This window comes from Methylobacterium sp. J-078 (genome assembly GCF_022829285.1).
In the GTDB taxonomy this organism is placed as follows: Bacteria; Pseudomonadota; Alphaproteobacteria; order Rhizobiales; family Beijerinckiaceae; genus Methylobacterium.
In genome coordinates, this window is record NZ_JAKSYI010000057.1 from 75,751 (window position 1) to 90,032 (window position 14,282).

A 14,282-nucleotide genomic window follows, 5' to 3' on the forward strand; every position below is an offset into this window, starting at 1 on the left:
CGAGAAGGGGCTGTGCGGATGCCGATCAGCAGAAAGGACCTCACGGGCGCGAGCTCGCCGGAGGCGCTCGTCAAGCGCATCCTACAGGCTGAACCCGAACTTACGGTGCCCGTGCCGATCCAGGACCTATGCGAGCGCCTCGGGATCCTCAGAATTGAGGACCTCAGCACTGACGAATTCGAGGGCGGCCTCGTTACCGACGCGAAGCGGTCAGAAGGCACCATCCAAGCCAAGCGCGGGGGCGAATTGCGTCGCCGCTTCACCATCGCGCACGAACTCGGCCACTTCCTGATGGCGCACCACGTCCCGGATCAGCCCGGCCAGTTCCTGTGCAAGAGTTCTGACCTACTGCGCGTTACCGCGAAGGACGGCGACAGGCGGCAGCGCATGGAGGTCGAGGCCAACCGCTTCGCCGGTCTCGTGCTGATGCCCCCGCACCTACTACGTGCGGCTATGTCAGCGTTTCGCGAGCCCGATCTGCAGCACGTTCTTGCGCTCGCGCGCGACTTCGCGGTCGGTAAGGAGGTGGCGGCTCGGGCCTACGTGCAGTACCACCCCGAGCGGATCGCCATCGTCGTGGCGGGGAACGGCCGGGTGCAGCGGTGCTACCGCAGCCTCTCCTTTCCGGACATCATCTGCGCGGTCGGCAGCCCGGTCCCGACACGCTCGCGCTATCACAGCAGTTCGCATCGGCCGAACATTGCCAGCGACATCGCCGCGTGCAGTCCCGATCTCTGGATCGATGTGAAGCGCGACCTTCGCGCGCCGTTTCTCTACGAGCAGGTGTACCTACAGCAGAACGGTTTCGCGATGATCCTGCTGCGTCTGGAACCTGTCCCGGAGGAAAGCGCGGATGAGCGCAGGCAAGAGGAAGGATGGCGCTACCGCTTCCACTCCGGGCGACGGTAGGCAACACTTATGAAGAATTGAGTTGCCGAGTTTAGCTACGATTTTGGCCTCAATAATATTTCGGGATCGAACGAACCAATGTGCCATGTCAGTATGGCTTGTGCCCCAATGGCACGGGCAGGCAATGGCGCGGACGAAAGTGCTAACCGCCTGAAACACCTGGACCGCCCTCTGGGGCGGTCTTAGCTTGCGCTGCGGCTGTCTGTGCATCAGCCCGCAGCATGTTGCCGAGTTTCTCAACGAGGTCGACGCAGCACCTCACCGCCGCGGCCTGAATCACCAGGCGCTGACCCTCTCGGTATGAGGCATCCCCACTCTTGACGACGTAATCAGCGTCAACCAGCCCATCTTTGTGCGCCAGCAAGTGCCTCTGCTGGAAATACCGGCCCAGCTCGGTCAGATCATCGGCGCCGAGATGCTGCTCGTACGTGGTGCCGTAAGCCTGGTGCCAGAGCCGGCTGCCCTCCTCCAAGTTCTGGAAGGCGTTCCGCCGTGCCTTCGGCGCCGCCGGATTGGCAGTAAACAGAGCTTCGGCGAAACGCTGGAACGCCGTCACCGCGCTCTGCAGGCCGCCTTCGATTAAAGAACGTGCGGCGTGTTCGGCGGCATCTCGGTCGGGAATAGCTACCTTTAGTGTGGGAACTACATCCAGGGACGCCCGGATCTTGTCGAGGGACTGGCTGAACATATGGTCGGCAGCGTTATGGCCGCACGATGGGCAGAAGTATGCTGAACCGATCACGCTGTAGCGGCAATTACATTTCTCACAGCTGATTTTAAGCCGCATTGGTTCGGTGGCCGTCAACGGCAACTGCACGGGTTCCGGGGTTCCAGCTACCTGCATTGTGATGCTCACTAACTGGTTCGGCCGCTGCCGCCGGTTCCAGTCGTTAGCGTCCTGACGCATCGCCTGATCGAACCCGTCCGTGAGTTGGTTGAACGCAGCCTGCTTGGCCCATTCCACCTGCTCGGTTGTCAGCCAGTCCTGCGCCGGTGCTGCATGTCCGCAAGAGGGACAGAAGACTTCCTCGTCGCGGACGATGTCCGACCAATCCTGCTCATGAACCTTGAAGCCGAACCGGCACGGGTCGTTGGGGCATTCCTTGTCGAGATAGCCGTCCGCGTCAGCCTGGCATTCCAGATTCACGCTGACCTGCTGGCCATCTAACTTGCCTAGAAACTTCAGAAGCTCATCGAACATGATGCCTCCCCCCACCGCGAGTCCCGAGCCAAACCTAGCCTCGCGGCGATAGGAACAGACGCCGAACAGGGGGTTGGGGAGGGGTATCTCTTAGCGTGCTCCTCACGGCTATCAGTGCACGGAAAACTGTGTTTGAAGGGCTATCGGCTTTGCAGTGTTTTGAGGCACTGCTACTCAAAGCTCGAACTGTGCGGGCCAATGCCGATATAATTTGCGGAACTATTTGCAGCAAAAATTACCCCGTGCGTTGTCGCACCCGATAAGGCTGATGCGTCAACCTATTCCCGCAAATCTGAGGTTGGGCGGCATGTAGCCTATCACCCGCACCAGAGCATGCCTATAAAGGCAAGCGTGGCCAATCGAGCATCAGACCCGAGCGGCACCGGGGGCAGGACGTGGCAAACCTCGAAAGCGATATCATCGGCCGTGTGAACCGGCTGGCTCTACGGCCAACGGAAAAAAACGCCCTGCTGCCACTCATGGAAGCGGTCAGCAATTCGGTCCATTCGATCACGGACCTGTACGACGCTGAGGCGCGCACTAAGGGCCGGATTTATTTGCGTGTGGTCAGGCTGGGGGATGATCCAGCTGGCCGTGTGATCGGCTTCGATATCGAGGATAACGGCATAGGCTTCACGGACGACAATTTCCGCTCGTTCCGAACGCCCGACTCCCGGTGGAAGGAGACACGTGGCGGCAAAGGCGTTGGTCGCCTGGCCTGGCTAAAGGTGTTCGACCGGATCACCGTTGACAGCACCTTTCAGGGTAAATCGGGCTGGGAGCGCCGCGCCTTCGATTTCCGGCTATCGGAGCAGGATCAGATCCTTGAGCGGGAAAGCCACACGGTGGAGCCCGCGCATCGGACCATCATCAGCTTCAGGGGCCTGAAAACGCCTTTTGAGAACCGCTGCCCGGTCAAGCTGGGCGTCATTGAAAACCGGATCGCAGCGCACTTCGTCCCACTGTTCGTTGCTGGCAATGCGCCCAAGGTGACGGTCGAGGATGACGGCATAACCGAGATTGAGACGGTGTTCAGCGAGAGCATCGTTGACCACGAGACGACGACCATAACTATAGGCGAAGGGGACGACGCCTTTCCCCTCACCGTCTGGTCGCTCAAGTGCGACAAGCGCATGCGGTTCGAGCCGCCAGCCTTCAACTTCGCTTTCATCGCGGGCGATAGCAGGTCGGTCATCGACTATGCCATTGACGAACAGCTGGGCCTCAAGGCGCTCGACCGAGAGCATGTCTACATCGCCTGCGCGTCCAGCCCGTACCTCGATACGAAGGTCAACAGCGAGCGCACCGCGTTCACCCTCGATCCATCCGAGGTGGACGAAATCAAGCGCGGGATCGCACAGGCCGCTCGCCATTACCTGCGCCCCTACATCGAGGAGGCCATCGCCCGGAAGGTCGAAACGACAAGGGATCTGATTTCGGAAAACCCGCAGTTCCTGTATCTGGCCGACGACCTGGAAAATTTCGCTGAGGGCCTGCAGCCTAATTCATATGGGAAGGAGGAAATTTTCCTAGAAATGTCCCGCGCGCGGTTTCGCAGGCAGAAGAAGTTCGTCGCCGTCGAAAAGTCGATCAAGACCGGCGAGCTACTGAAGGGCCCTCTAACTGAAAAGGTCGAAGAATATACCGGATATATCGCCGACGAAAAGCGGGGCGCTCTAGCTGAGTATGTAACACGTCGTAAGGCAGTCCTTGATCTGTTTGAAACGCTGCTGGAATACGACGACACGGGCAAGGAGACGTATAGCAAGGAGGATGCGCTTCACCAGCTGTTCTGCCCTATGCGCATCGACTCTAAGGGCCTGACGATTGACGATCATAATCTGTGGCTGCTGGATGATCGTCTGGCATTTTTTAACTTCTTCGCTTCCGATGAGCGGCTGTCGAATTATACGACCCTCGATAGCGACGAAAGGCCGGACTTGGCCTTTTTCTACAACTCCTGCGTGGCATGGAGGGAGCGCGAGGACACCGACACCATCGTGATTGTCGAGTTCAAGCGCCCGATGCGGGAGGACTACAACAAAGGCAAGGACCCGATTCAGCAGGTGCTTTCGTATGTGAAGCGCCTCAAGGACACATCTGGCGAGGTCGATATCCGCGGGCGGTCGATCCGGGGCATCCGGCCAAGTACGTCGTTCCATTGCTATGTCGTGGCGGACATCACCCCGCAGTTGGAGGAACGGATTATCGGCCGCTTTGAAAAAACCCCAGATGGCGAGGGTTATTTCGGCTACACGACAAATCCAGCTGCCTTCGTGGAAATCGTGCCGTTCGGCAAGGTTATGCAGGACGCGCGACTGCGGAACGCGATCTTCTTCCAGAAGCTCGGGATCACGAACACCGGCTGATGGCTGCTCAGGTGACGGTGATTTCGCCTCTGGCGGCCTTATCTTACAGGGCATGGACCATAAAGCTGCAGACCGATAAATAGATCTCCAGCCGCTCCAGCGGCTCCATCCGCTGCCGCTCCGAGCGGATCGAATAGAACGATTGCCACAGATCGTCCGCAGCAGCATCTCGTGCGAGATAGACGGGCAAACGATCCGGGGCTAAATTCATGGTTAATGAATCATTTTAATCCTAGGCCGTCCTCATTCAGGTCGGCTTAGCAGAGGGGGGGGCGTCTCGGTTCGGGCGCCAGCGGCACGAAACTGCTAATAACGAACTTTGGTCGGCGAGTATGGCCGCCCAGATGCAGCGGCCATTAGACCATGGAATCTGGTATCTATCTGCGTGAGCTCAACAGGCAGCTCACCTACCTCTTTGCCTATGCACGCAAGCTCAACGAGATCGACACGGCAGCCGCTTTGTCGGGCGAGTTTCGCGGCGCGCAGGATGCGGGCTGGACCACGACCATCACCGCATATGAGGTTTTCGGCGAGCTCAAGGCCCTTGCTACGAAAGGCGCGCCGCTTACGCGCCCGGAGCTCAGGCAGATCCTCTGCCTCTATACGCAGCTCTCCGAAGCTGGCGGGGTATACGAGGGCTTGCTCAACACCATGCACGTCGCGCAGTTAAAGGGCTACAATCTCTGGCCATTCCAGGATCTGGTAAGGGTTCGGAGGCAGCCCCACGCCATCGTCGGTCCAAACGCCAATGCGATGTTCCGAAGACTGGCACAGGTCGCCACCGAGATCGGAATGACTGGGCTTGCGCACCTCTTCGAAATCACCTTCCGCGACGACATCCGCAACGGCATCGCCCATGCCGATTACATCCTCGGTCCGGACGGCCTTCGTCTGCGAAGGAGGAATGGCGGTAACGCGATGGTGCTGCCATTCGAGGAGGTTCAAAACGCCCTGCAGATCGGCTTGTACTTTTTCGAGCTGCTCGGGCTCCAACAGCAGACAGTGGCCGAGTCGTTTCGGCCGGCCCGAAAGATTGTTGGTCGGTTCAGCGCCAACCCTCCCATGTCCTGGACGATTGAGCTGACCGAGGATGGACGTTTCTCAATCTCCAGCAACGCCCTCGCGCCTCAGGTCGACGATGCCTATGAGCGGCAGCGCCGGATCACCGACCGCCTAGGAGGCTGGATGGTCGCTGCCTACGTCACGCAGGCCAGGCCTGTCTCTCCGATACTCATGAGCGACATTTACGCGGCGGGGTTCGACGTCCTCGTGGTCGACCTCAAGGACACGCAGCGGTTCGAAGATCTGCTCGCTGAGGTCGAAGAGCACGGCCTATGGGATCCGCCCGCAGGCGCCGGCGAAGCGGCCTGTCTGGTGGTGACGCCGATGGGCTTCCGATGGATCGCCACAGGTGCGGAGTTTCAAGCTTGGCTCCCCATCGTCGAGGAGATCGAAGTCGCCTAATCGCAGCCTGAAGCGTAGCCCTTTGCATTCATCACAACGGCAGGTCATCGTCGAGATCATAGGTCGGTCGTCCGGCCATTCTGCGCGCCGTGGCTTCTTCGCGCGGCGGCAGGGCACTGCCCGCGACCTCCCTGGAACATATCGTTGCGATCTTTGTCCGCTGTTCGATGCAATCATTCAAGATTGCATCGGCCAAACGCTGGCGATCATCACTTGCGACATATAGGATGGAGATCGCGGCGCACGATGACGGTAGCCGCGTTCACCCCGAAGGCGGCTGCCGTGCCGGCTCGCGAGAAATCCTGGAGCGGCATCGAGAGCGGCCTTGTCGAGATCAGGCTCAATTCCCTCGCGCAGGTCGATCAGCTTCGGCCGCCACCGAGCAACGTAGTGTCCGACCCGCTACGCGCCCTCCACCCATGATTATGTTCGGCCTATCACCGCCCATAGCGGATCGCCGAAGCCGCCCTCAGGCACCACTGCATAAGCCTCGATGGCCGAGAACCCGGCGTGCCGTAAGTAGACGTCGATGAGCCGCCCTTGATCGTCCCCGTGCAAGGCGCGCCAGATGGCCACCGCCTTCGTCGGAAACCACCGATTCGAAAATGAAATGATCATGGGGGCGTCCGGCACCAGCACGCGGGCCACCTCGCGCAGCACAGCTACAGGGTCCTGCAGGTACTGCACCCCGACGCAGATGAGAGCGGCGTCGATGCTGTCGGTCTCGAGTGGCAGGATCGGATCGGCGTTGAGGTCCTGCACGAAACGCTGCGTCAGACGCGGGTTGGCGGCCAACTCGCGGTCGTTCAGGCCATGCCCGATCACAGCGGCGTAGGCGGCCTCCGCAGGCAAGTGGCTGACCCAGCTCGACATCAAGTCGAGGATGCGTCCGCCGGGCGGCAGATGAGTGCGGTATAGATCGGTAACGGCTTCGACGGCCGCGTCGTCGATATGCGTGACGAAGCGCGGTTGGTCGTAGAACAGGGCGTCCGGCGTCTCGTCCTCCTTGGCGAAGGCTTCGGGGGGCAATCCGGGAAGGGTGATCATGGTCGTCCCCGTTTGCCTATCTCACCGCCAGGCGCAACGACTTCGAATGTAGCAAAGCACAATCAGGCGTACTGTCTCCATATCTTGGCCGTCATCCTGACCTTTGTCCTGAGGGTGATCGTCGCGCCCTGCTGCAGGACGCGGCCGGCCGGACCGTGAGCGACACGAGGGTTATTGGGGTACGCCGCCCGCCCTCACTGCGTCTTAGTCACGATCCAGTCGATGATCGCGTTGGCAACCGCGCCATTGTTCATTTCCAGCATCATCATGTGCCCATTGCCGTGGATCCCATGCTCAGCAAGCGCAAGGCGATCTGGCTTTGCGCCGGCTTGGGCCAGAAAAGCACCCGTGCAGTCGTCCATCGTCGCCCGGAACGATGCTTCGCCGGTGACGATGACCGATGGCACTTTCGCGAGGTTCGGGAGCTGCCGGGCAGGCTCGGCCTGCAACCAGCAGCGGATCTGACCCGGCCGGGTTGGTTGGTCGGTTTGCACGACCGTCAGATCGCTCGGGGAGCTCACAGGCGGCTCAAAGCGGAGCGGCACGCGGGTAATGCCGTAGGGTCGAGCACGCGCCTCGCCGACGCGCTCGTACCACTCTGCACCGCCCTTGAACTTAATGTCGAAGAAGGTTGGGCCGTTCGGCTCAACGGCGACGTGCGCCTTCACGAGATCAGGCCGTTGATCCGAGACTGCCCAGCCGAACACCCCGGCTTGCGAGTGGGTCAGCACGACCGACGGGCCGATCTTCTCTAGCAGCGCGATGAGAGCCGGGTTGACCAGCTCCTCACTCTTCAGCCCATTCGCGATGTAAGGCACTTGGGAGAGGTAGAACTGGTCGAAAGCGGCGTTGCCCTTCACGCCGGGGCCGCCCGGCCACTGGGTGTGGAGCTTAGCCTGCGGGAAGAGGCCGAACTTCTCTTGGCCTGTGAAGATGCTCTCCAGATCGCCGGGCGCAAGCCGGGCATAGGGGCCGTAGACCTCCGGGTTGTCGCCGGATCGGCCACGGCCGACCTGATCGACGACGTAGACGGCAAAGCCGCGCTCGACGAAATGATCTACCCATCCGCGCCGGCCATCGGGAGTGCCGAGGAAATTAACGCCGGTCTGTGCCGTGCCGTGCACCAGCAGGACCGGATAGGGCTGGGTGACCTCGGCCGGGGCGTGGAACTGGACGAACATCTGCCCGGTGGCGAGTTCCTTTCCGCCAACTGCTTCATAGCGGCCACCAACGAAGAAATAGCCCTCACGCTGCGCCGGTTTGAAGACCGCTGGCACGTCACGGGGGGCGGGAGCAGGCTCGGCAAGTGCCGTCGCCGTGAACCCGAACAGGGCGCAAGCCCCAAGCAGCGCCAACTTCCGCATCGACATCCTCCCACGGACGTCTGCTGCGTCCTGTCTGGTATATCGGCGCGGAACAGGTTGCCTGTCTATGCGCGATCAGACGTGCGGCTCTACCGTGCCCTCAAGCGACCGCGACCTTCTGCAACAGGAAGGCTGCACCGTCCCTTCGCGTTGGAGGTCGCGAGCTTCCCGAACGGCAGATCGCTCGCTTGAAGTGACCGGGTCCGGTCGCAACAGCGACGCGAGGTCATGGGACCGCCCTTTAGTCATCGTCGTTTCCGGCATCGTGATGGGCTGCCATGACAAGCTGGTCGCGCCAAACAAGAATGGCATCTGGATGCAATAAGAGGAGGACGGCCATCCGCAAGAGCATGATCCCTCACTCGGACGCTTTCGCTGGCCTGCCTGCCATTTCGTAAACAGCCTCAAGCTCTTGCTCTAACTCGACAACGCGCTGATAGGCCTCCTTGGAGAGAGATACCAGCTCGCGTATGCGGTCCTGGTTCGGCGTCCCAGCCCGTTCGGCATGTTCCGTCTCGTGTAGCAGTGCAATCAAGCTGTCGCGTCTTTGACGAGCGATCACCAGCTTGCTTTCCAGAGAGTCGATCCGGATCTCGTCTTCCTCAATCGTCACGTCGCTCTCCGGTTTGTGGCACACTTGCGTAAGACTTTACACTTTGTATGCGATAGTTTTTGTCAGACATAAATGACATTATGGAAGATCCTATCGTTAGATGACGCTTGCATGCGAGGAAGAAAACTCAATATAGGATTTAAATTTTTACATTTACAAGATTTTTGCTATGCTGACGGTGTTGGCTGGTGAACCGGTGCGCCGCATCGGTAGCGGCCGACGCTGAATGGGGAGAAGCGTCATGCATCAGCGATCACGACCGCAGTGGCACCGGCCGCCATCGTGTCCATCGCGGCGCACTCTCCTCAGCAGCACCTCCACGGAAGGCCCCCATCACGGGGGCCTTCGTCGTTTCAGGAGCACCCGCATGACCGCTCGAACGAACCTGCCCGCTCTCGTTGTCGAAGCACCCCTCACACCGCAGCCGCCCGTTCTCGTGCTGTTTGGGCGCGACCGGGGCGGCAAGCCCCGCGCCGCCTGGTTCGATGGCAACCAGGCCGAAGCTGCCAAAGCCGCCGCCGACACCATGAAGCTGCGCGCCTTGCCCATCGAAGGCGAGGAGCCGTGCGCGCTGGCCATTCAACTTGCCCACGGCCGTATCCTGCCCAGCGGCAAGGCGCACGTACCGGGAGCCCGGCCCGACCTCTACGGGCGTCTTGTTGCACTGGCAGGGGAATGCGCTGGCCTAAGCCTTGCCGAAGCAGGACCTGATGCTGGCAGCGCACCAGACCCCACCACGCCCAAGGTGATCGCGCCGGGCGGCCTTGATCAACCCGCACCGACGGTAGCCCCGGTCGCCCCTGTCGCGCCGCCTCGGCCCTCCTCAGAGGCGGATAAGCCCATCGCGGCGAGCCTCGGGGTGGACAGCGCGCCAAAGCCGCGCCCTGGTGACCGCAACTTCGTTGGCACCCCCAAGCCTCGCGAGCGTGACGAGATCGGCCTCGGCAGCCTCGTTCTGGCTCACGAGGGCCCCGAGGACGGCTGGTGGGAGGCGGAGGTGATCGGCATCAACGGCCAGGTCTTCTCCTTGCGCTGGAGGGACTACCCGCTGCAGGCGACCATCCTGCGCAAAGCCGGAGAACTCGCCATGCTGCCCCCTGGCGGGGCCTGAGCGGCAGCGGCAATCCCGGGCGCCCAGGACGGCTGTGATCGGGCTGGGCGCCCCCTCTCGCGAGCCACCAAGGCCGCCGAGCGGCTGAGCTCCCCCCTTTCCCGGATCCCGAGGCTTCCCATGACCACCGACATCCTCGATGTGGGTCGCGTTCGCGCGCTCAACGATGAGCTACGACGCTCGCTCACCGGCGGCACCCTGATGCTGACCGCGGGCATCATCGCGCTCGGCCGTGAGCGCCAGCAGGTGATCCTGTCCGCGGTGGCAGCCTTCGACCGCTTCGATGCCGACAACGATCCCTACGGCGAAGGCGATTTCGGCGCGCTCGAAGCCGCCGGCGAGCGCGTCTTCTGGAAGATCGACTACTTCGACCGCACCCTGGCCCGTGCCTCTCGAGACCCTGCGGATGCCAGCGTCACCGCCCGCGTGCTCACCGTGATGCTGGCGGCCGAGTACTAGCCGGCGCGATCAGCCCGCGGGCCCCTCCCATCCCCCTCCGCGATGCCGGCAGCGCCTTTCCCAGCGCCACGGCATCGCTATGCCGAAAGACATACCACATGGACGCGGATCGTTTCGCCAAGCTCGCCGAGCTACGCCAGAAAGGCCTCATCACGGAGGCCGAGTACGAGGAACAGAAAGCTCGCCTCTTCAAACCGGCTCGGCCACCATCTCGCTGGCAGCGATGGGTTGGCCTCATCCTCGCCTTCCTATTCCTGGTTTGGCTCGGGACGCCTCGGGGGCCGCTAGGTTTCCCCGTCTGCGATGCGGTTGCAACACGGGAGCTCGTGCGCCAGGCCATCGAGGGCGCCGACGACAACAGGCAAGTCACGCGGCGTCTGCTCGCCCTCGACCAGATCCGTGAACTCAGCTTCGATGCCGAGAAGCAGGATCGCACTTGCGTTGGTTCGGCGGTGCTGAATGCGGGCGAACGGCGGATCATGTGGCGGCTCTACGTGCGCGGTGACCGCATCCTCGTGAACGTGTCCGGCTTCTGAGCTGTGAGGGACTCGCCCGTCGAAAGGGGCTTCAAGGGAGTATGCTGATGCAAGTGTTGAGAGGACCGCCGAATGGACTGGTTTAAGCGGCTGACCGGCTTTCGGGAGACGACTTACGAGCAAACACAGGGCCGGCTTCGTGTCGTCGACGGACATCTCGTTCGACAGGACACCGGCGAAGGCTTCGCGGTTGGGACACTGACGATGCCGTCCCTTTCAGAACTGCGTACCGCCGCCGCGCATGTTCACCGCCCAGGCCGATTGCGGTTGAGCATCGTCGAAGGCGATGTGCGCGCCATGCACAGGCTGCCAGAGAACCGCAGCGCGCTGTTCCAGGTCGCATCGCAGTTCAACATGCTGGAGATGGTCGGGCCGGACGTTGCGCCGGAGGACGGCGTCGCCCGTTACGCGTATGACCGCACGCAAGGGCCCGCCTGCGCCATGGCAGCGGGCGCCGCCACGATTTACCGCAACTACCTCGTGCCCGTGGCAGGCGGCATTGGGCAAACAGCGGAGCGCCAGCTCGACGGCCTCGCCGACCTCGGCGATGTCCTCGCGCAGCGTCTCGGCACCGACCGTGAGGCGTTGTGGACGATGCGCAACGGCTACGCGCTGTCGACGCAGGCGAGTCTTACGGCCATCGCCGAGTACCTGAGCGCGGAGGACGAAGGAGGCCTCGACGATCTGCGCAGCCAGTTACGGCTTGGCTTACATGTGGATGTCGAGGTCACCGACGGGCCGACTCCGCGCCCGCTGGTCAGTCAGATCTTCTGCTCGGCGCTGCCGGTCGCTTATTCGCGCGTGCCAGCCTCGTACTGGGAGCCGCTTGCCCGCCTCGTGCTGGAAGCGGCCTATGAAGGGACGCTGTTGGCCGGGCTTCTGAACGCAGCGCGTGGCGGCTCGAACCGCGTGCTGCTGACACGGCTAGGCGGTGGTGCTTTCGGGAACGCGGATAATTGGATCGACGCGGCCATGCGGCGAGCACTGCAACTGGCCGGTGAGTACGACCTCGACGTCGCGGTCGTTAGCTACGAGCAACCGTCGCCGGGGCTACGCGAGCTAGTGCGCTGACGCATTCATATGGTGCACGTTGAGAACTGAAAAGCGTTAACAAATCAGTGAGTTAGCGATGTTCCCATCGAGAGCCTGTCCGCGTCAGTGCACTAGTTCGCTGCTATGACGATGCGAATGGCAACTGGCGATCACAGCTTTGACCATGTGGCCGGGCATCAAGTTAAGTTTGATAATGTGCACGTCGAGGTCGAATTAGCTTCGCCGTTTGAAGGACTGCTCTTGGTTGGCAGCGGGATCCTAACTCTTCGCCCTGAAGGGGACGTTCTGTCTCCGACCCGACCCAGCCGCCCGGGCCGCTATAAGCGCTTCTCCACAGCGGCCATTCGCCACCCGTCCGAGAATTTCGGTTCGACGTAGGTACCTGAACTCGGCCATCTTGCCCAAAGGCTGAAATCGGAGTTCGCAATCTATGGCGCTCTGACGAGCCGCTAACGCCCAGCAGCCTTAAGGTGCGTGGTTCTTGCTATGGGTCTATAGGCTGAGTAGTAAGAGAACCGTTGAAGATCGTAGCACCTGCTTGTCCATCTAGGCGCAGCTCCCTAATCCAGAGATCTATATTGGCCGACTTAAGCTGAAAGAGACAATAGGTGTTGCGTTCTCCTGCGGGGAGCCGAGCGTTCTTAGCTCCCGCGCTACCATTCGATACCACGTAGATTGGCCCGTTGGTCTGCTCACCGTTGAGCCCGAGGCTCTGATACATGGCAACTTTCGGCTTGTGCTGGTGGCCATGGAGCGCAACATGAACTCCTGACATTTGACAGGCGGTTAGGATGTCAGCCGCGTCTATCGTCAATGTTACTCCCTTTGACTTTAGTGCTTCTACGTTAACTACGGGCAGAAGATGATGATGTAGAGCCAGAAACCTAAATGTCGGCCGGTCAACTGCCTGCTCGCCAAGTTCGATGATAGCGTCAAGCCCGTTTCGTCCGACGTAGCCATACTCTGTCCATTCGGTCGGGGCGATCGTGCAAGAATTTACGACACAAACGTCCAAGTCCGTTTCGCCCAGTCGTATACGGCGGGTGTAGTTGAGCGATGCCTTCCAATCTCGACCAGTCAGTTCGTCAACGAAGGTCCTAAAAGGCGTCTCGTGGTCGTATCTAACTTGTACTTCAACAGCGTTCTCACGCACGTTTATTTTAGTTCCCTCGGGGTAGCGAACAACGTCGTGATTGCCAGGAAGTGGAATGATCTGCTCAGGACTGAGCTCAAGCCGCTCTCGCAGAGCCTCGAACTCCGCAAGCGCAGCTTTCCTATGCTGTTCGTCGAACTTACCATGAGTCATGAAATCGCCTGTTACGATCATCGCGGCGATACTTTTTGTCAAACCTAACCTTTCGAGGTCTGACATGAGACAGTCGGTTAATGTTTTGCGCGGATCGCCAAGATCTACATCTTCTTTCTGACGACGAAAACCGTAGTCACCCCCGAAGTGAAGATCGGAGAGGTGAAGCACGCACGAGCGACCCGGCGCGTCCGCCGGTACCTCTATATGCCCATGGGTCGAATCAGCTTTGGAGTTAATCCAGAGAAATGTTTCATCACCAATCGAATTGCCAAGCGTAATATCGAATGGCATATCATCGATAGTGAGAAGCGAAAATACGCCAGCGGTTAAACCTAAATGATCCTTGTAGTACGCAGGAACCGCTGATGCATCTGCTTCAGATGGCTTATTGAAAGCAATGCAACAGCAGTAAAATGCGCGCTCTGTCGTGCGGTCCATGATTATAATGTCGATCTTGCCAGAGGTGGCAAGCAGTTGCATTATGCCATCACATTGATCAGTTTCGAATGTTTTCTTCCACCAGCCCCAACCCACCAAGCCATTCCGTGCAAGAACTGCCCTGTGTTCGGTAATTGTATCGACTCCCGGTGTCGTGTCGCGGAATCTAAGAGCTATTGCCGGTGTTGCCATTCCATCCATCTCCTATAGGGGGGGCGTGGAATGCACCACGAACGAAGCTCAGGTAGTCCAGCGAATGCCGCCTCAAAGCTAGTGCACTGACGCGGTCAGAGGATTCACGAGGCGGGCGATGCATGCGAGTCTGGGCAATGGCTCAGACCGTCTGCGTGCTCCTCGACGCCGCCACCCAGTCAGCGCTTGCCGCGATCGCCGGCGATCGATCCCGCCC

At 60.6% G+C, this 14,282-nt stretch carries 14 protein-coding genes; 8 read left to right on the forward strand and 6 right to left on the reverse strand.

Annotation, left to right across the window (positions count from 1 at the left end; translation table 11 throughout):
• The first annotated feature begins 18 nt into the window (after window positions 1–18).
• Complete coding sequence (locus tag MKK58_RS07970) at window positions 19–909, forward strand: ImmA/IrrE family metallo-endopeptidase (RefSeq protein WP_243911562.1); 891 nt, start codon at window positions 19–21, stop codon at window positions 907–909.
• Between the two features lie 142 nt (window positions 910–1,051).
• On the opposite strand, the gene MKK58_RS07975 is transcribed toward MKK58_RS07970, so the two are convergent.
• The gene (locus tag MKK58_RS07975; RefSeq protein WP_243911563.1) at window positions 1,052–2,110 is read right to left on the reverse strand and encodes a hypothetical protein; all 1,059 of its coding nucleotides are present in this window, start codon (window positions 2,108–2,110) and stop codon (window positions 1,052–1,054) included.
• A gap of 395 nt (window positions 2,111–2,505) precedes the next feature.
• On the opposite strand from MKK58_RS07975, the gene MKK58_RS07980 reads away from it, so the two are divergent.
• The gene (locus MKK58_RS07980; RefSeq protein WP_243911564.1) at window positions 2,506–4,479 is read left to right on the forward strand and encodes an ATP-binding protein; all 1,974 of its coding nucleotides are present in this window, start codon (window positions 2,506–2,508) and stop codon (window positions 4,477–4,479) included.
• A gap of 43 nt (window positions 4,480–4,522) precedes the next feature.
• On the opposite strand, the gene MKK58_RS07985 is transcribed toward MKK58_RS07980, so the two are convergent.
• Entirely contained in the window at window positions 4,523–4,690 is a 168-nt protein-coding gene (locus MKK58_RS07985) for a hypothetical protein (RefSeq protein ID WP_243911565.1), read from the reverse strand.
• 152 nt (window positions 4,691–4,842) lie between these two features.
• On the opposite strand from MKK58_RS07985, the gene MKK58_RS07990 reads away from it, so the two are divergent.
• Window positions 4,843–5,943, forward strand: coding sequence for a hypothetical protein (locus MKK58_RS07990; protein WP_243911566.1), 1,101 nt, complete (start codon window positions 4,843–4,845; stop codon window positions 5,941–5,943).
• Window positions 5,944–6,189: 246 nt separating this feature from the next.
• A complete protein-coding gene (locus tag MKK58_RS07995) occupies window positions 6,190–6,366 on the forward strand; it encodes a hypothetical protein (protein ID WP_243911567.1) in 177 nt (58 codons plus the stop codon).
• Here MKK58_RS07995 and MKK58_RS08000 read toward each other — a convergent pair whose 3' ends face one another.
• From MKK58_RS08000 to MKK58_RS08010, 3 genes are all read right to left on the reverse strand, one after another.
• The gene (locus MKK58_RS08000) at window positions 6,367–6,990 is read right to left on the reverse strand and encodes a class I SAM-dependent methyltransferase (protein WP_243911568.1); all 624 of its coding nucleotides are present in this window, start codon (window positions 6,988–6,990) and stop codon (window positions 6,367–6,369) included. It abuts the gene before it with no gap.
• Between the two features lie 194 nt (window positions 6,991–7,184).
• A complete protein-coding gene (locus MKK58_RS08005; protein ID WP_243911569.1) occupies window positions 7,185–8,354 on the reverse strand; it encodes an alpha/beta hydrolase in 1,170 nt (389 codons plus the stop codon).
• Between the two features lie 358 nt (window positions 8,355–8,712).
• On the reverse strand, window positions 8,713–8,967 hold the full coding sequence (locus MKK58_RS08010) for a hypothetical protein (RefSeq protein WP_243911570.1): 255 nt from the start codon (window positions 8,965–8,967) through the stop codon (window positions 8,713–8,715).
• Between the two features lie 367 nt (window positions 8,968–9,334).
• Between MKK58_RS08010 and MKK58_RS08015 the strand changes: the two genes are divergently transcribed.
• The 4 genes from MKK58_RS08015 (at window position 9,335) to MKK58_RS08030 (ending at window position 12,144) form a co-directional block, all read left to right on the forward strand.
• On the forward strand, window positions 9,335–10,078 hold the full coding sequence (locus MKK58_RS08015; protein WP_243911571.1) for a hypothetical protein: 744 nt from the start codon (window positions 9,335–9,337) through the stop codon (window positions 10,076–10,078).
• A 120-nt stretch (window positions 10,079–10,198) separates the two neighbouring features.
• Complete coding sequence (locus tag MKK58_RS08020; protein WP_243911572.1) at window positions 10,199–10,537, forward strand: DUF3768 domain-containing protein; 339 nt, start codon at window positions 10,199–10,201, stop codon at window positions 10,535–10,537.
• Window positions 10,538–10,635: 98 nt separating this feature from the next.
• On the forward strand, window positions 10,636–11,073 hold the full coding sequence (locus MKK58_RS08025; RefSeq protein WP_243911573.1) for an SHOCT domain-containing protein: 438 nt from the start codon (window positions 10,636–10,638) through the stop codon (window positions 11,071–11,073).
• A gap of 72 nt (window positions 11,074–11,145) precedes the next feature.
• Entirely contained in the window at window positions 11,146–12,144 is a 999-nt protein-coding gene (locus MKK58_RS08030; RefSeq protein WP_243911574.1) for a hypothetical protein, read from the forward strand.
• A 466-nt stretch (window positions 12,145–12,610) separates the two neighbouring features.
• On the opposite strand, the gene MKK58_RS08035 is transcribed toward MKK58_RS08030, so the two are convergent.
• Window positions 12,611–14,065: a metallophosphoesterase family protein gene (locus tag MKK58_RS08035; RefSeq protein ID WP_243911575.1), complete on the reverse strand. Its 1,455-nt coding sequence runs from the start codon at window positions 14,063–14,065 to the stop codon at window positions 12,611–12,613.
• Window positions 14,066–14,282 lie beyond the last annotated feature (217 nt).

Bases quoted from the DNA above. Each gene is read 5' to 3' on its own strand.
- MKK58_RS07970 (WP_243911562.1), top strand. From the start codon at position 19: ATGCCGATCAGCAGAAAGGACCTCACGGGCGCGAGCTCGCCGGAGGCG.
- MKK58_RS07975 (WP_243911563.1), bottom strand. From the start codon at position 2,110: ATGTTCGATGAGCTTCTGAAGTTTCTAGGCAAGTTAGATGGCCAGCAG.
- MKK58_RS07985 (WP_243911565.1), bottom strand. From the start codon at position 4,690: ATGAATTTAGCCCCGGATCGTTTGCCCGTCTATCTCGCACGAGATGCT.
- MKK58_RS07990 (WP_243911566.1), top strand. From the start codon at position 4,843: ATGGAATCTGGTATCTATCTGCGTGAGCTCAACAGGCAGCTCACCTAC.
- MKK58_RS07995 (WP_243911567.1), top strand. From the start codon at position 6,190: ATGACGGTAGCCGCGTTCACCCCGAAGGCGGCTGCCGTGCCGGCTCGC.
- MKK58_RS08000 (WP_243911568.1), bottom strand. From the start codon at position 6,990: ATGATCACCCTTCCCGGATTGCCCCCCGAAGCCTTCGCCAAGGAGGAC.
- MKK58_RS08005 (WP_243911569.1), bottom strand. From the start codon at position 8,354: ATGCGGAAGTTGGCGCTGCTTGGGGCTTGCGCCCTGTTCGGGTTCACG.
- MKK58_RS08015 (WP_243911571.1), top strand. From the start codon at position 9,335: ATGACCGCTCGAACGAACCTGCCCGCTCTCGTTGTCGAAGCACCCCTC.
- MKK58_RS08020 (WP_243911572.1), top strand. From the start codon at position 10,199: ATGACCACCGACATCCTCGATGTGGGTCGCGTTCGCGCGCTCAACGAT.
- MKK58_RS08025 (WP_243911573.1), top strand. From the start codon at position 10,636: ATGGACGCGGATCGTTTCGCCAAGCTCGCCGAGCTACGCCAGAAAGGC.
- MKK58_RS08030 (WP_243911574.1), top strand. From the start codon at position 11,146: ATGGACTGGTTTAAGCGGCTGACCGGCTTTCGGGAGACGACTTACGAG.
- MKK58_RS08035 (WP_243911575.1), bottom strand. From the start codon at position 14,065: ATGGCAACACCGGCAATAGCTCTTAGATTCCGCGACACGACACCGGGA.